Raw genomic sequence first — 14507 nt, 5'->3', positions numbered from 1 at the left:
TCAGCTCAGGCCGAGGACATCGTCCATGCCGTACAGGCCCGGACCGTTGGCGGCCAGGAAGCGCGCGGCGCGCAGGCTGCCCTCGGCATAGGTGACGCGGCTGCTGGACTTGTGAGTGATCTCGATGCGCTCGCCGATGCCGGCGAACAGCACGGTGTGGTCGCCGACGATGTCGCCGCCGCGCACGGTGGCGAAGCCGATCGTGGAGGGATCGCGCTCGCCGGTGACGCCTTCGCGGCCGTAGACCGCGCAGTCCTTCAGGTCGCGGCCCAGGGCCTGGGCGACCACCTCGCCCATCGCCAGCGCGGTGCCGCTGGGGGCGTCGACCTTGTGGCGGTGGTGGGCCTCGATGACCTCGATGTCGTAGCCGGTGGCGAGCGAGCGCGCGGCCAGGTCCAGCAGCTTCAGCACGACATTGACGCCGACGCTCATGTTCGGCGCCATCATGATGCCGATCTGCTGGCCATGGGCGGCGATCTCGGCCTTCTGCGCCGGCGTGAAGCCGGTGGTGCCGATCACGGCCTTGACGCCCAACTCGCGGCAGACGGCCAGATGGGCCAGGGTGCCCTCGGGGCGGGTGAAGTCGATCAGCACATCGGCGCCGGTCAGGCCCTGGCGCAGGTCGGCGGTGATCGCGACGCCGCTGGTCTGGCCCAGCCAGGCGCTGGCGTCCAGGCCCAGGGCGGGGCTGCCCTCGCGGTCCAGCGCGCCGGAGAGCTTGCAGTCGGGCGCGTTGACGACGGCCTCGATCAGCATCCGGCCCATGCGCCCGGAGGCGCCGGCAATGGCGATGTTCAGCGGGCGGCCGGCGCTCACGAGCGCGGCTCCAGCGGCGGATAGGCGCGCACCGGGCCGACCGGCTCGGCGGCGGCGGCCTCCGGCTTGGCCGGCACCGGCAGGGCCTTGCGCTCAGCCTCGCTCAGTTCCAGCTTGGGCTGGTTGCGCGGCTTGAAGGTGTTGATCGAGGCGATGAATTCGTTTTCGCTGGGCAGGTCGCCCGGCAGATCCAGCGACTTCAGCTGGTCGCCCTCGAACCAGGCGATCACATGGCGGGCCTGCGGCGTCGCGCCCTGGCGGCGGATCGAGAAGGCGTAGTCCCAGCGGTTGTCATGGAAGATGTCGGTCAGCAGCGGCGAACCCAGCAGGTCGCGCACCTGGGCGCGGCTCATGCCGGGCTTGACCCGGGCCACCTGCTCCTTGGTCAGCACATTGCCCTGCACCACCTCGACCCGGTAGGGGGTCACCAGGCCCAGCACCTTGTCGCCGGCCACCGAGGGCAGGCTGTCCAGCGAGGGCAGCGAGGAACAGCCGGCAAGGCCCAGCAGGGCCAGCGTGGAGGTCAGGAGCGGGATGATGGGGCGCATATCTTCGGGGCCGGGGGGCGCAGCACGCCCATTGCTGGCTATGATTGGCCCATTCTAGCGGCAGGCCCATGGGGGTCGGCCCAGCTTGACACCATGGACCGGACCGAAGAAATCAAGAACAGCGGCCTGAAGGCCACGTTGCCCCGCATCAAGATTCTGGAGATCTTCCAGAAGACGGCGCAGCGCCACATGACCGCTGAAGACGTATACAAAGCCCTGCTGAACGAGGGGGCCGACATCGGTCTGGCCACGGTCTACCGCGTGCTGACCCAGTTCGAGCAGGCCGGCCTGCTGTCGCGCAACCATTTCGAGTCCGGCAAGGCGGTGTTCGAGCTCAACGAGGGCCACCACCACGATCACCTGGTCTGCCTGACCTGCGGCCGTGTCGAGGAGTTCTTCGACCCGCAGATCGAGGAGCGCCAGCACTCGATCGCCAAGGAGCGCGGCTTCTCGCTGCAGGAGCATTCGCTGGCGCTCTACGCGACCTGCACCAAGAAGAACTGCGAACACCGCGGCTGATCTGGAAGCCGCCGGCGGCGGCTTCAGTCGTCGCCGAGCTGACCCTGCTCGATCGCCCGCTGGTGGCGCTCGACGAACTCGCGATAGGTGTCGATGCCGCGCAGCTGCAGGATGGTGTTGCGGACTGCGGCCTCCACCAGCACCGCCAGGTTACGGCCGGCGTCCACCGCGATCACCACCTTGCGCACCGGCATGCCCAGCACGTCCTCGTAGAGGGGCTCATAGGGCAGACGCTCGAAATCGCGCTCCATCGTCTCCTTGCGGACCAGGTGCACGATCAGCTTGAGCCGCATCTTGCGGCGCACCGCGGTCTCGCCAAAGATGGCCTTGATGTCCAAGAGGCCGATGCCGCGCACCTCCAGCAGGTTCATCAGCAGCTCGGGGCAGCGGCCCTCGATTGCGGTCTGGGCGATGCGGAAGAAATCCACCGCGTCGTCGGCCACCAGGCCATGGCCGCGCGAGATCAGCTCCAGGCCCAGTTCGCTCTTGCCCAGGCCCGATTCGCCGGTCAGTAGCACGCCCAGGCCCAGGATGTCCATGAACACGCCGTGGCGCGTCGTGCGGTTGGCGCAGACATGGGCCAGGTAGGCGCGCACCAGGTCGATCACATGGCCGGCGGATTCGGCGGTGACGAACAGCGGGATCTCGGCACGGTCGCACATCGCGACCAGGCGGTCCGGCGGCGGCTGGTCGTCGGCCACGATGATGACCGGCGGCTCCAGGGTGACGATGCGCGCGATGCGACGGTCCAGCACCTCGCCGGAGGCCTGGCTCAGGTAGGCCACCTCGCGGCGGCCAACGATCTGCACCCGGTAGGGGTGGATGTAGTTCAGATAGCCGACCAGGTCGGCGGCCGATTGCGCGTCGCGCAGGGCGGCTTCGTCGAAGCGGCGCTCCGGATGGGCATGGCCGGCGATCCATTCCCAGCGCAGCGCCTCGCGATGCTCTTCGAAGAGCCGGTCGGCGCTGATCGAGGTGACTTTCACTCGGGGGTGGCTTTGCTTGGCGGAAAGGGTGTCAGGCGACCGACTTCAGCGGCTCCCAGGCCGAGATCAGGCGGTGCAGGTCGGCGGCCTCGGCCTCGGTCTTCAGGCGCTCGCGCAGTTCACGGTCGGACAGCATCTCAGCGATCTCGGACAGGATCTCCAGATGGCGCTGGGTCGCGGCCTCGGGCACCAGCAGGAAGATCAGCAGGCTGACCGGTTCGTCGTCCGGCGCGTCGAAGCCGATCGGCTGCTGCACGCGCAGCACGGCGGCCAACGGGTTCTTCAGGCCCTTGATGCGGCCATGCGGGATGGCCACGCCATGGCCCAGGCCGGTGGAACCCAGGCGCTCGCGGGCGAACAGGTTGTCCGTCACCGAGGCGCGGGAGATGGTGTGGTTGTTCTCGAACAGCAGGCCGGCCTGCTCGAAGACTCGCTTTTTGCTGGAGGCGTCCACATTCACCAGCACATTGCTGGCGGGCAGGATGGCGGCAAGACGGTTCATCGGGTCGCAGCGCCGATTACGGCTTGGTGAGCCTTGGGCGGGACGCTTGTTCGGTAGCTAGAAATTGGATTATAGAAAGGCCGTCAAGCCGATGGGTCCCGCGGCCGTGGTGGCCCGGCAGGATTGCGCATCTTTGCGGCGGCGCAGCAACAACGTTTGTTCGCATGTCGCCCGTCTGCTGGCCGGGCAGCAAAAAGCGGCCCGAAGGGCCGCTTGAGACGGAATGAAACCAGAAAGAGGCGGTTTACTGGGCGCCCAGTTCCAGGCGCTTGGCCGAGGCGTGGTGGTGGTCCTGCACACGGTCCTTGTGGCGGCAGACCTGGCGGTCCAGCTTGTCCATCAGCTGATCAATCGCGGCGTATAGATCCTCATGAGATTGCTCGACAAAGATGTCACGTCCCTTGACGTGCACGGTCACTTCGGCCCTTTGACGGCGGTCCTTTTCCTTTTGCTTCTCCACAGTGAGCAAGACGTTGATATCGACGACCTGGTCAAAGTGGCGGGTTACTCGGTCTAGCTTCGTGAGTACGTACTCACGCAGTGCCGGGGTCACTTCGAGATGATGGCCGCTGATTGTCAGGTTCATAAAGCCTCCTTTCACAGGGGTGGACGGAACAACGAAAACAGGGGGAATCGGGGGAGGGAGGATGCGGGTAGCAGAGGGTGGGTAGCGGCAGGGAGTGGAGGGGTCTCGGTCGAAACCAGTGTGCGCCCGGCCCTGGCATGTGACAAGCGTTTGACAGCAAAGTCCGAGCCTTTCGGAGTGTTGCCGCGCCGGTGGGCGGCAAGCTGTGCTTCAATGCGCTGTTGGCCTTTGCGCCAAGCCCCGGGCCGATGTGATAATCCGCCCGCCCCATCTCTGGAGTCTTTCTTGGACAGCGATCACCCGCGGTGACCGTCCACTCCAGTGCCTGCAGCCGGCTTTCCCCTGCGAATGCCGCCAGTCCGGAGTGAGACGGTACCCCCTACCTACCCCCAATCCGGACGGATCACGCCCCGTCCCCTCATGACGGCGCAAGGGCGCTGGAGACTTTACGCATGCTGAATGTGTTCACGCTGGACAATGGCCGCCTGAAGGGCGGGCTGTTCCAGGAGGAAATCGAGAGCCCCGAGGCCCTGGCCCAGTCGCGCCCGGTGTGGGTGGACCTGGAAGACCCGAGTGCCGAGGAGAAGGGCTGGATCCGCGATCGCTTCGGCCTGGTGATCCCCGAGAACATCGTCGACGACGATCTGGAGGAGTCGGCCCGTTTCTACGAGGAAGACAACGGCGAGCTGCACATTCGTTCCGACTTCCTGATCGATGACGACAGTTCGCCGCGCAATGTGCGCGTCGCCTTCATCCTCTACAACAATGTGCTGTTCTCGGTGCACAAGGAGGACCTGCCGGTCTTCCGCCTGCTGCGCCTGCGCGCGCGCCGCATCCCGGCCCTGATCGAGGACGCCAAGGATGTGCTGCTGAAGCTCTACGACGCCGACGCCGAGTATTCGGCCGATGTCCTGGAGGGCATCTACGACTCGCTGGAGAAAGTCAGCTCGCGGGTGCTGAAGAGCGAGGTGAACGACACCGAGGCCGCCGAGGTGCTGGCCGCGATCGCGCGCGAGGAGGACTTGAACGGCCGCATCCGCCGCAATGTGATGGACACGCGCCGCGCGGTCAGCTTCATGATGCGCAGCCGGATGCTGAATGCCGAGCAGTTCGAGGAGTCGCGTCAGATCTTGCGCGATATCGACTCGCTGGACTCGCACACCGCCTTCCTGTTCGACAAGATCAACTTCCTGATGGATGCGACCGTCGGTTTCATCAACATCAACCAGAACAAGATCATCAAGATCTTCTCGGTGGCCAGCGTCGCGCTGCTGCCGCCGACCCTGATCGCCAGCGTCTACGGCATGAACTTCAAGTTCATGCCCGAGCTGGACTGGAGCTGGGGCTACCCCTATGCCCTGCTGCTGATGGCGGCCTCGGTGGCCGCGCCGCTGATCTACTTCCGCCGCAAGGGCTGGATGCGCTGATCGATTGCTCAGGCCGGCGGTAGTGCGGCGTCGAGCAGGGCGTCGATGGCCGCCTCCGCCGCGGCCGCGGCATCGGGCCTGCGCTCCTCGGCGCACCAGCGCGCCAGCTGGTTCATCGCGCCGTTGAGTGCGGCGGCCAGGGCGTCCGCCTGCAGTTCTTCGCCGGCATCCCGGGCACCGCGCAGGGCGCGCACCGCCATGCGCAGCGCGCCATAACCATGGGCGGCATCCTGCGCCGCCCATTCCTCGCTGCTCAGCACCGCCGGCGCGTCCAGCAGCAGCACCCGGCAACGCCCCGGCTCCGCGACGGCCCGCAGCCAGGCATGCGAGCCCAGGCGCAGCGCCCGCGCCGGCTCCTCGATGCCGGCCGTGGCCACCTCGATCGCCGCGCCCAGCTCGCCATGCATCTGCGCACAGACGGCCGCGAACAGGTCCTTCTTGTCGCGGAAGTGGTGGTACAGCGCGCCGCGCGTCAGGCCGGTGGCGGACAGCAGGGCCTCGGTCGAGGTCTGCGCATAGCCCTGGGCCTGGAACAGCGCACGCGCCTCGCCGATCAGGCGCGCCTTCGAATCGGCGGCCTGCTGGGCCTTTTTCCCGAGGGGGGCATCGGTCATGGTGCGATGGTGATTGTTGACATACAGGCAGTATGTATTTTAAATTCCATTTCACATACAAGCTGTATGCATCAAGAAAGCAAGAAAGGAATCACGACGATGAAGCTGCTGGATCACTACCCCCTGGTCACCACCGCGCGCCCGCATGAGTGCCGCGACTTTTACACCCGCTTCTTCGGCTTCGAGACGGTGTTCGAGTCGAGCTGGTTCGTGATGCTGCAGCGGCCCGGCGATGAGGGCGAGCGGCCCGTCACCCTGGCCTTCATGACGCCCGACCACCCCTCGATGCCGCCCGGCCCCGAGGCCTTCAATGGCCTGGGCGTCCTCTACACCTTCCAGGTCGAGGATGCGCGGGCCTGCGAGGCCGAGCTGCGCGAAGCTGGCGTGACGATCAGCTATCCGGTGCGGCGCGAGCCCTGGGGCCAGATCCGCTTCCAATGCGTGGACCCGAGCGGGCTGGCGCTGGACATCTGCGAGCAGGTCGAGCCGGATCCCGGCTTCTGGGATCCCTACATGGGCTGAGCCCCCCGCGGCAGGCAAAGAAAAGGGCTTCCGCTGTGTGCGGAAGCCCCGGGCATAAAAGAGGCCGCAAGACGCCCCGAAGCCAACGAGGGAGGGAGGGAGGAGGAGGAGAAGGGCTTCGGGATTTCAGCCTCCTCGCGGAGGCGGTCTTGCGACTAAAATCTTGTTTTGACTTTAGCCGTTTGGCAGTCAATAGAGAACCGTTGTTTTGCAGTCTCCCTCAGACCTGCTGTGGCGACGGTTTCACGATGTGCCTTATGTAACCTGTGTTTTGATTCGATGAATCAAGTTCCGGGCCCCTGTCCCCCATAGTGGGTACAGCAAAACAGGGGGTCTGCAACATGCCTGCAACTGTGGTCCCGAGGCCGGTTTTTCAAGGGGCTTCGGGCATGCCGACAGCAATCCCACGGCGCACGAGGCGAGGCATAGAATTTCCGCTCCCAACAAGGACGGACCATGCTCTATCCCGAACTTTTCAAGCAGCTCGAAGCGGTGCGCTGGAACATGGACACCGACATCCCCTGGGACAAGTTCGACGCCGGCCGGCTGAGCGAGGACCAGGCGCGCACGATCAAGATGAACGCGATCACCGAATGGTCCGCGCTGCCGGCCACCGAGATGTTCCTGCGCGACAACCGGGACGACAGCGACTTCTCCGCCTTCGTGAGCGTCTGGTTCTTCGAGGAGCAGAAGCATTCGCTGGTGCTTATGGAATACCTGCGCCGCTTCCGGCCCGACCTCGTGCCCACCGAGCAGGAGCTGCACGAGGTGCGCTTCGAGTTCGACCCCGCGCCGGCGCTGGAAACGCTGATGCTGCATTTCTGCGGCGAGATCCGCCTGAACCATTGGTACCGCCGCGCCGCCGAATGGCATACCGAGCCGGTCATCAAGGCGATCTACGAGACGCTCTCGCGCGACGAGGCCCGCCATGGCGGTGCTTACCTGCGTTACATGAAGCGCGCGATGCAGAAGTTTGGTGACGAGGCCAAGGCCGCCTTCGCCAAGGTCGGCGTCTTGATGGCCAGCGCGCGCCGCACCGCCCAGGCGCTGCACCCGACCAATCTGCATGTCAACGCCAAGCTGTTCCCGCGCGACACCATCCAGAGCCGCCTGCCGGACCCGGAATGGCTGGAGCGTTGGCTGGACAAGCAGATCCAGTTCGACGCGGTCTGGGAGACCAAGGTGGTCGAGCGCATCCTGCACAACATGAGCCTGCTGATGGAGCGCAGCTTCGCCAGCGTGCAGGAGCTGAACCGCTTCCGCAAGGAGATGGCCGCCCGGGTCGCGGCCGCCGGCGGGGTGGGCGGGCCGCTGCCGGCGGTCTGAAGCGCAGCGCCTGATTCGCTCATAAAAAGAAGGCCCGCGGTTGCGGGCCTTCTTTCATTGTGCGGGGCGCACTTACTGCGCCCGGCTGCGCCGCAGCACGATCAGCCAGAAGCAGCCCGCGGCGACCAGCAGCCCGCCGAGCAGGTGCGGCGAGGCCAGGCCGCGCAGCGCGGCCAGCGAGTCGTGCAGGGCCCAGCGCGCCACGCCGCCGGCGAAGCTGACCAGGTCGCCGGTCTCGTGGCGCAGCGCGTCGAGTTCACCCTGGTGGTTGGTCAGCGCCAGCGCCGCGCCGTGGGCCTGGGCCTCCAGCAGATCCCAGACGATCGGGTTGCCGTAGACCCGCGACAGCACATTGCCGCCGACCACCACCGCGGCGATCACCACCGGCACGCCCCAGCGCTTGAGCCAGGCCGAGGCCGCCATCGGGATCATGAACAGCGGCGCCAGCCACAGGGTCAGCAGCAGCATGCCCAGCAGCAGCCGCGCCAGCCCGGCCAGGCCGACGGCCAGCAAGGTGGTCCACTGCACCTCGGCCAGCGCGGCCAAACCGCCCAGCTTGAGCGTCACCGCCGCGGCGACCAGTACCCCGACGCCGGCACCGACCACCAGGGCCAGCAACGGCACCAGCAGCGCATGGGTCAGCACGGTCGCGCCGATGCTCTCGCTGTGGCTGGCCGGCAGCGAGAGCCAGAACTCGATCGAGCGGTCCTGCTGGTCGCGCCGCGCCAGCCCGGGCAGCTGCAGCATCGCGGCGCCCCAGCTGATGCCGGCGATGACGACCGCGCTCATCGCCATCGCCATCGAGGCCAGCACCATCGGCGTGACCTTGTCCGTCTCGACATCGATCTGGCCGATGGGAAGCACCAGCAGGAAGATCAGCGGCGGCGTCAACATCACCAGCAGCCAGCCCTTGTGATGCTGCATCCATTCGCGCAGCAGCAGGGTCTTGAAACGGGTCCACATGGTCTTGCTCCTCGTCTTCTTCAGCCTTGGCTGGATTGCATCTCGGGCTTGCGCGTCAGCGCCATGAACAGGTCCACCAGGCTGGGCCTGAAGCGCTGACCCAGGGCCTCGATCGGCTGCGGCGGCGCGCCGTCGAACAGCGCCACCGGACGGCCCTGCGCGCGGTAACGCAGCAGCGGGTGGGCCGAGGCCACCGCCTCGGCCGCCGAGGGGTCGTGGCTCAGCGCGACGAAGCGCGAGTCCATCTCCTCCAGGCTGATGTTCAGCACCAGGCGGCCTTCGTCCAGCATCATCACGTCGGAGAGCAGGGTCTCGATCTCCTCCACCTGGTGGGTGGAGATCAGCACGCTGCGCTCGCCGTCGCACCATTCGTCGATCAGCATCTCGTAGAAGCTCTTGCGCGAGATCACGTCCAGGCCCAGGGTCGGCTCGTCCAGGATCATCAGCTTGGTGTCGATCGCGGCGATCAGCGCCAGGTGCAGCTGCGTCACCATGCCCTTGGACAGGGCCTTGACCTTGTCGTTCGGGCCGACGCTGGTGCGCTTGAGCAGCGCCCGCGCCCGCTCCGGCGAGAACCTGGGCTGCAGCCCGCTCATCAAGGTGATCAGCTCCGAGACCCGGGCCCAGCGCGGCAGCACCGCGACGTCCGGGATGTAGCTGAGCGACTGCAGCAGCTGCTCGCGCTGGCGGTGCGGATCCAGCCCCAGCACGCTCAGGCGGCCCTGCGCCGGCAGCAGCCCGACCAGGGCCTTCATCAGCGAGGTCTTGCCGGCTCCGTTGTGGCCCAGCAGGCCGACGACGCGGCCCTTCGGGATCGTGAAGCTGATGTCGTCGACCGCGGTCTTGCGGCCGTAATGCAGGCTCAGGCCCTGGGCTTCGACCAGGGCTTCCGCTTGGCTTGTCGTCATCGTCATTGCACTTCCTCCCAGTTCAGGTCTTGGGCGCTCAGGCCCAGGCGGCGCAGCTTGGCGCGCAGAACCGGCCATTCTTCCTGCAAAAACTGCTCGCGCTCGCTGCGCAGCAGGCGCGAGCGTGCACCCGGTCGCACATACATGCCCAGACCGCGGCGCGCCTCGACCAGGCCGTTGTCGACCAGGGCCTGCAGCGCGCGGCTGACGGTCAGCGGATTGATCAGGTACTGGCTGGCCAGGCTGCGCACCGAAGGCAGGGCCTCTCCCTCGGACGGTTGCCCCTCCAGCAGCTGCCCTGCCAGGCGGTCGGCGAGCTGTTGATAGATGGGACTTGTGTCATTCCAGCGTTCTTGCATGGCGGATGACCCGGTGTGTTGCTGATGTAGCACACCATAACAAGCCCGGGCGGGGGCGGCCTAGCGGCGGACGACAGACTGCAGGGATCGGGGGATGAGCTGCATTGCGCGCGGCGACAATGTCAGCCATGAGTCGCACCTCCGCTTTCGACTGGGATGATCTGCGCATTGCACTCGTCATCATGGAGAACGGTACCTTGTCCGGCGCTGCAGCCACGTTGCATGTAAGCCATCCAACCCTGTCGCGCCGTCTGCAGCTGATAGAGCGGCGCCTCGGAACGCGCTTGTTCGAACGCATCCCGGGTGGCCTTCGGCCGACGGAGGCGGGAGAAGAGGTCAGGGCACTGGCGCTTCGCTTTCGAGACGAGATCGCCGACCTGGAGCGCCGCGTCTGCGGGCGCGACGATGGCCATGACGGACCCGTGCGCATCACGGCACCTGATGCCGTCTCCGAGTACCTGCTGCCCGGCGTGCTAGCCGCCGTATGCCGAGCGCATGTCGGGCTGCAGCTCGAGCTTCACGTATCCAATGATGTGGTTTCGCTGGCGCGGCGCGAGGCCGACATCGCACTTCGGGTGACGCGGATGCCACAGGAGACCTTGCGTGGGCGTGAGGTCGGCACGGTCGCGATGGCGGTCTATGCACCGCGCCGGTTAACCGATGCGACGAAGTCGCTGGCTCCGTCTACCCGCCTGCCATGGGTCGGCTTCGATGCTACGCTGGCCTGCAGTGCTCCGGGTAGCTGGCTGGCGCGCAACGTCGCTGCCGACGACATACGGTTGCGTGCGAACACCTTGTTGGGCGCTGCGCAGGCCGCACGTGCGGGGATCGGCTGTGCCGTCCTGCCTTGCTTCGTCGGTGGTTCGATTCCAGAACTCGTTCGCCTCGGTCCGCCGCTGGACGAACTGGCGCAGCCACTGTGGCTGTTGATGCATGAGGATGTTGCGCGCGTGCCGCGCATGCGCCGCGCAAGCGCGGCGCTGTCCGAGGAGATCGCGAGATCGTATCGACTGATGTCAGGCCTCGACTGAGGTCATTTCGGCGGCCGCGGCGAGTCGAGCCATGTGGGAGCCACGCCCGGCCAGATAGCGCAGGAAAACTTGCCCGTACTCGGGCACTACGGCTGCACGCACGCTCGGGCGGGCCGCCAGACTGAGGCGATAGTTGGCTGTTGCCGGAAGCCCTTGCAGGAGGCGGAAATCCTCCAACTGGTCGAAGGTTTCCAGCAGCCGGAAGATCGGTGCGAACGCGGCATCTACCAGGCCGAATCGTTCGCCGGCGAAGTACGGACCTGCTCCCGCCAGTTGGCTCTCAAGTCGAGCGAAGCGTTCTGCAAGATCAAGCCGTTTGCGCTCGAACAATACCTCGTCGGGTGCCATGTAGAAGCCGAACACGTCTCCGATCACGGTTGAGGCAAACTCCGCCCACGCGCGGTGGCGAGCGCGGTCCAACGGGTGCGCTGGCCACATTGGTGTCCGGTCGACAATCGCCTCCTCGATGTATTCGCAGATGACGGCGGTCTCGAATATGGCAGCGTCGCCCACACGCAGCACCGGCACCTTGCCCAGCGGTGATAACTGGATGAACCAGTCTGGCTTGTCGGCAAGGTCGATGTAGGTTCGCCGGGCTTCCAGGCCCTTCTCGGCGAGCTGGATCGCAGCCCGCTGGGTGTACGGGCAAAGGATATTGCTGATTAGTTCAAAGTTGTGCATGCCAGTCCTTGTGGAAGAGTGCACGACGTTAAGCATGGGCAGCGCACGGCGCCATTGAATGCTTGTGCAGGCTGCTGTGCGGAAACTTGCAGGTGCTGGGGTGGGCTCACCTGGGGCGTCTGGAGAAGGTGCCCGGCCATTCATCCCTGAGCGCGGCGGGAGGCTGCATGCGCAGGGCGAGCCGCGATGCGGTGAGTCACCATCGGCTTTGCAGCCAGGCTGTGTGAACCTCCGCTGGTCGCTGCATGTGCCGCCGTTTCCAGCGCGGGTTTGGAGCTGTCATCGACGCTGGGTACTAACACGGCCGTCGCGGCGCCACAAGCTACCAACCTCCATAGAAGACGCCTGGATTCCGGCTGCCTAGAGTGAATTCGCCGGCCGAGTTCGCGAGCCGACGCTGATGCCGTCGAGCCTGTAGTTGGTAGCCCGCGGCAGCCCGCGCGGCGGATCGGCGGCCGGTCCTTGTCCTTCAAAACCTCTGCGAAAGCTCATCCACATGAAACTCTCGACATCTGCCTTGCTGCTCGTGCTGGCCGGCGCGGCCGCGTTTCCGGGTCTGGCTGCGGAGACGAACGCCGCCAAGCCGAGGCTGCCGGCGCCCAACTCGCTGGTCTACAGCCATGCGGAAATGTTCAATTTCGACGTTGAGAGCTACCTGCTGGCCACGGCCCCGGAGCTGGCCCAGTACGCCGAATCGATTTCGCATTGGGCTGGCTACAGCAGCATCAGCCCGCGGGTCCTGCTGACCCTGATCGAGCAGCAGAGCGGCCTGCTCAGCCGGTCCGCCGCCAGCAAGCGCGGTGGCGGTGCCGCGGTGGCCCGCCCGATGGGCGCCCTGTCCAAGCAGCAGGGCTTCAATGCGCAGGTGCGGGATGTGGCCGATCAGCTGGCGCGGCGCGTGTATGAGCCGGCGCCCGCCGCGGGCGCCGCCGAGTTCGGCGCGGAGGCCGCGAAGCCGACACCGCTGCGCGCGCTGCTGGCGAGTTCGGACGGGGCGGAGGAGGAATTCGCCGCCACCTACCAGCGCCTGTTCGGGCTGAGCTTCGACACCGGCGCCGCCCGCGCCCTGCAGGACCAGACCGCGGCGACCGACGATGCGGCGGAGGCGACGACGAACAGCGCGAACGCCGCCTCGCTCCTGGCCGGCCCGCCCGTCGGCTTCCTCCAGTTCCCCTTCCCGCTCGGCGATTCCTGGCATGTCGGCGGCGCGCATACCAACACCGGCAGCGGCAACTACCCGATGTCCTCGCTGGACATGAGCAAGGGCGGCGGCTGGGGCAGCAACCAGACCGGCGTCCGCGTCTCGGCCTCGGCGGCCGGCACCTTCAAGCGCCATTCCAGCTGTTTCGCGGAGGTCGTGCACAGCGGCGGCTGGTCGACCACTTACTACCACCTCGACCGGCTGCAGTACAACACCGGCGCGGCCGTGGCCAAGAACGCCTTCATCGGCAACCCGGCCAACAACCGGGCGCAGGCGCTGTGCAATGGCGGCTCCTCGACCGGCCCACACCAGCATTGGAGCCTGAAGCTGAACGGCGCCTGGCAGCACCTGAACACCGTCAACCTGGCGGGTTGGCAGATCACCGCTACCGGCAGCAGCTACGACACCAACTGCAACCGCTTCTACCTGACCAAGAATGGCGTCAAGCGCTGCTCGGGCTACTTCAGCCAGTGATGAGTGAGCCTGTGATCTGACTGACTGACTGATGATGACGCCGCCCGGCGCTGCGCCGGCGGCGTTCTTTCTTCATGCGCCCGCTCGTCCCTCGGTCAGGCCGCGCGGGCTTTCTCCCGTACGAGTTCCAGCACGGCCGCCGCGAAGACCTCCGGGCATTCCTGCGGGAAGTTGTGCCCCACGCCCTCGACGCCTTGATGCCGGACCAGGTGCTCGAACTGTTGGGCCAGCACCTTGGGGTCCGAGGCGGCCACGACGCCGTCCGCCAACCCGTCCAGCACGATGGTCGGCGGCCGGATGACGGGACGCGCGAGCAGCTGCGCCTCCAGCGCCAGGAAGCGCGGATCGCCCGCGGCCAGGCCATAGCGATGGCGATAGGAATGCACGACCACCTCGACGAAATCGGGGTTGTCGAAGGCGGCCGCGCTGCGCAGGAACTCCGCGTCGCTGAACGGCCATGAGGGCGACCAGGTCTGCCACAGCAGCCGCGTGAACTCGGCACGGGAGCGCTCCAGGCCACGTCGCCCGCGCTCGCCATGCAGATAGAACTGGTACCAGTAGCGCGCCTCGTGCAGCGGGCTGGCGGGCTCCAGCGCGGAGGGCGGATGCAGCAGGTTGTAGCCATTGCAGGACACGAGGCCGGCGCAGCGCTCGGGCCACAGCGCCGCAACGACGCAGGCCGCCCGGCCGCCCCAGTCGTAGCCCGCCAGCACGGCCGACTCGAGGTCCAGCGCATCCATCAGCGCGCGCAGGTCCCATCCGAGCGCCACCTGCTCCCCCGAGCGCGGTAGCTCGTCCCGCAGAAAGCGGGTCGTGCCATAGCCGCGCAGGAAGGGCACGATCACCCGGCAGCCCTGCCGCGCCAGCAGGCGCTGGACCTCGGCATAGGCGTGGATGTCATAGGGGAAGCCGTGCAGCAGGATGACGGCCGGCCCCTCGCGCGGCCCGTCCTCGGACACGCCCACGCTGAGATCGCCGGCTTCGACTTGGGTTACGGGTTGCACGCCGCCTCCTTGGCTGATTCTTGCCCGGTTGCTCGGAGCG

Annotated in this window: 17 protein-coding genes; 6 read left to right on the top strand and 11 right to left on the bottom strand. The window is 66.8% G+C overall.

Annotated features, from left to right (window positions below):
* Together dapB and G8A07_RS26985 are read right to left on the bottom strand one after the other, a co-directional pair.
* On the bottom strand, positions 1-816 hold the full coding sequence (gene dapB / locus G8A07_RS26990) for a 4-hydroxy-tetrahydrodipicolinate reductase (protein ID WP_256441087.1): 816 nt from the start codon (positions 814-816) through the stop codon (positions 1-3).
* A complete protein-coding gene (locus G8A07_RS26985) occupies positions 813-1364 on the bottom strand; it encodes an outer membrane protein assembly factor BamE (protein WP_195794981.1) in 552 nt (183 codons plus the stop codon). The genes dapB and G8A07_RS26985 overlap by 4 nt, the downstream gene beginning before the upstream one ends.
* A gap of 93 nt (positions 1365-1457) precedes the next feature.
* On the opposite strand from G8A07_RS26985, the gene fur reads away from it, so the two are divergent.
* A complete protein-coding gene (gene fur, locus G8A07_RS26980) occupies positions 1458-1883 on the top strand; it encodes a ferric iron uptake transcriptional regulator (protein WP_195794980.1) in 426 nt (141 codons plus the stop codon).
* Between the two features lie 23 nt (positions 1884-1906).
* On the opposite strand, the gene hprK is transcribed toward fur, so the two are convergent.
* The 3 genes from hprK to hpf form a co-directional block, all read right to left on the bottom strand.
* On the bottom strand, positions 1907-2869 hold the full coding sequence (gene hprK / locus G8A07_RS26975; protein ID WP_195794979.1) for an HPr(Ser) kinase/phosphatase: 963 nt from the start codon (positions 2867-2869) through the stop codon (positions 1907-1909).
* A 31-nt stretch (positions 2870-2900) separates the two neighbouring features.
* Positions 2901-3371, bottom strand: coding sequence for a PTS IIA-like nitrogen regulatory protein PtsN (gene ptsN, locus G8A07_RS26970; RefSeq protein ID WP_195794978.1), 471 nt, complete (start codon positions 3369-3371; stop codon positions 2901-2903).
* Between the two features lie 244 nt (positions 3372-3615).
* Complete coding sequence (hpf, locus tag G8A07_RS26965; protein WP_195794977.1) at positions 3616-3957, bottom strand: ribosome hibernation-promoting factor, HPF/YfiA family; 342 nt, start codon at positions 3955-3957, stop codon at positions 3616-3618.
* Positions 3958-4409: 452 nt separating this feature from the next.
* Here hpf and corA point away from each other — a divergent pair, with 452 nt between their 5' ends.
* Complete coding sequence (corA, locus tag G8A07_RS26960) at positions 4410-5384, top strand: magnesium/cobalt transporter CorA (protein WP_195794976.1); 975 nt, start codon at positions 4410-4412, stop codon at positions 5382-5384.
* Between the two features lie 8 nt (positions 5385-5392).
* Here the strand turns inward: corA and G8A07_RS26955 are convergent, their stop codons facing one another.
* The gene (locus G8A07_RS26955; RefSeq protein ID WP_195794975.1) at positions 5393-5998 is read right to left on the bottom strand and encodes a TetR/AcrR family transcriptional regulator; all 606 of its coding nucleotides are present in this window, start codon (positions 5996-5998) and stop codon (positions 5393-5395) included.
* A 99-nt stretch (positions 5999-6097) separates the two neighbouring features.
* Between G8A07_RS26955 and G8A07_RS26950 the strand changes: the two genes are divergently transcribed.
* Together G8A07_RS26950 and G8A07_RS26945 are read left to right on the top strand one after the other, a co-directional pair.
* Complete coding sequence (locus G8A07_RS26950) at positions 6098-6520, top strand: VOC family protein (RefSeq protein WP_195794974.1); 423 nt, start codon at positions 6098-6100, stop codon at positions 6518-6520.
* 456 nt (positions 6521-6976) lie between these two features.
* Positions 6977-7846 carry a ferritin-like domain-containing protein gene (locus G8A07_RS26945; RefSeq protein WP_195794973.1) on the top strand — a complete coding sequence of 290 codons (870 nt, stop codon included), beginning with the start codon at positions 6977-6979 and terminating at the stop codon, positions 7844-7846.
* Between the two features lie 72 nt (positions 7847-7918).
* Here the strand turns inward: G8A07_RS26945 and G8A07_RS26940 are convergent, their stop codons facing one another.
* From G8A07_RS26940 to G8A07_RS26930, 3 genes are read right to left on the bottom strand one after another with little or no spacing between them, the layout of a single operon-like run.
* Positions 7919-8809 (bottom strand): hypothetical protein, encoded by an 891-nt coding sequence (locus tag G8A07_RS26940; protein ID WP_195794972.1) that lies wholly within the window; start codon positions 8807-8809, stop codon positions 7919-7921.
* Positions 8810-8829: 20 nt separating this feature from the next.
* The gene (locus G8A07_RS26935) at positions 8830-9717 is read right to left on the bottom strand and encodes an ABC transporter ATP-binding protein (protein WP_195794971.1); all 888 of its coding nucleotides are present in this window, start codon (positions 9715-9717) and stop codon (positions 8830-8832) included.
* Positions 9718-9719: 2 nt separating this feature from the next.
* Complete coding sequence (locus G8A07_RS26930) at positions 9720-10076, bottom strand: GntR family transcriptional regulator (protein WP_195794970.1); 357 nt, start codon at positions 10074-10076, stop codon at positions 9720-9722.
* A gap of 128 nt (positions 10077-10204) precedes the next feature.
* Here G8A07_RS26930 and G8A07_RS26925 point away from each other — a divergent pair, with 128 nt between their 5' ends.
* The gene (locus G8A07_RS26925; RefSeq protein ID WP_249937160.1) at positions 10205-11107 is read left to right on the top strand and encodes a LysR family transcriptional regulator; all 903 of its coding nucleotides are present in this window, start codon (positions 10205-10207) and stop codon (positions 11105-11107) included.
* Here the strand turns inward: G8A07_RS26925 and G8A07_RS26920 are convergent.
* A complete protein-coding gene (locus tag G8A07_RS26920) occupies positions 11093-11788 on the bottom strand; it encodes a glutathione S-transferase family protein (protein WP_195794968.1) in 696 nt (231 codons plus the stop codon). The two genes, G8A07_RS26925 and G8A07_RS26920, sit on opposite strands and share 15 nt — an antisense overlap.
* A 496-nt stretch (positions 11789-12284) precedes the next feature.
* On the opposite strand from G8A07_RS26920, the gene G8A07_RS26915 reads away from it, so the two are divergent.
* Positions 12285-13463 (top strand): M23 family metallopeptidase, encoded by a 1179-nt coding sequence (locus G8A07_RS26915; protein ID WP_195794967.1) that lies wholly within the window; start codon positions 12285-12287, stop codon positions 13461-13463.
* Between the two features lie 95 nt (positions 13464-13558).
* Here G8A07_RS26915 and G8A07_RS26910 read toward each other — a convergent pair whose 3' ends face one another.
* Positions 13559-14467: an alpha/beta fold hydrolase gene (locus tag G8A07_RS26910; RefSeq protein WP_195794966.1), complete on the bottom strand. Its 909-nt coding sequence runs from the start codon at positions 14465-14467 to the stop codon at positions 13559-13561.
* Between the last annotated feature and the right edge of the window lie 40 nt (positions 14468-14507).

The organism is Roseateles sp. DAIF2 (assembly GCF_015624425.1).
Taxonomy (GTDB): Bacteria; Pseudomonadota; Gammaproteobacteria; order Burkholderiales; family Burkholderiaceae_C; genus Kinneretia.
Note: the sequence above shows the minus strand (reverse complement) of the source record. Positions and strands in the feature narration are given on the sequence as shown.

Bases quoted from the DNA above. Each gene is read 5' to 3' on its own strand.
- hpf (WP_195794977.1), bottom strand. From the start codon at position 3,957: ATGAACCTGACAATCAGCGGCCATCATCTCGAAGTGACCCCGGCACTG.
- G8A07_RS26940 (WP_195794972.1), bottom strand. From the start codon at position 8,809: ATGTGGACCCGTTTCAAGACCCTGCTGCTGCGCGAATGGATGCAGCAT.
- fur (WP_195794980.1), top strand. From the start codon at position 1,458: ATGGACCGGACCGAAGAAATCAAGAACAGCGGCCTGAAGGCCACGTTG.
- corA (WP_195794976.1), top strand. From the start codon at position 4,410: ATGCTGAATGTGTTCACGCTGGACAATGGCCGCCTGAAGGGCGGGCTG.
- G8A07_RS26930 (WP_195794970.1), bottom strand. From the start codon at position 10,076: ATGCAAGAACGCTGGAATGACACAAGTCCCATCTATCAACAGCTCGCC.
- G8A07_RS26955 (WP_195794975.1), bottom strand. From the start codon at position 5,998: ATGACCGATGCCCCCCTCGGGAAAAAGGCCCAGCAGGCCGCCGATTCG.
- G8A07_RS26950 (WP_195794974.1), top strand. From the start codon at position 6,098: ATGAAGCTGCTGGATCACTACCCCCTGGTCACCACCGCGCGCCCGCAT.
- G8A07_RS26925 (WP_249937160.1), top strand. From the start codon at position 10,205: ATGAGTCGCACCTCCGCTTTCGACTGGGATGATCTGCGCATTGCACTC.
- G8A07_RS26935 (WP_195794971.1), bottom strand. From the start codon at position 9,717: ATGACGACAAGCCAAGCGGAAGCCCTGGTCGAAGCCCAGGGCCTGAGC.
- G8A07_RS26920 (WP_195794968.1), bottom strand. From the start codon at position 11,788: ATGCACAACTTTGAACTAATCAGCAATATCCTTTGCCCGTACACCCAG.
- G8A07_RS26985 (WP_195794981.1), bottom strand. From the start codon at position 1,364: ATGCGCCCCATCATCCCGCTCCTGACCTCCACGCTGGCCCTGCTGGGC.
- ptsN (WP_195794978.1), bottom strand. From the start codon at position 3,371: ATGAACCGTCTTGCCGCCATCCTGCCCGCCAGCAATGTGCTGGTGAAT.
- G8A07_RS26915 (WP_195794967.1), top strand. From the start codon at position 12,285: ATGAAACTCTCGACATCTGCCTTGCTGCTCGTGCTGGCCGGCGCGGCC.
- G8A07_RS26945 (WP_195794973.1), top strand. From the start codon at position 6,977: ATGCTCTATCCCGAACTTTTCAAGCAGCTCGAAGCGGTGCGCTGGAAC.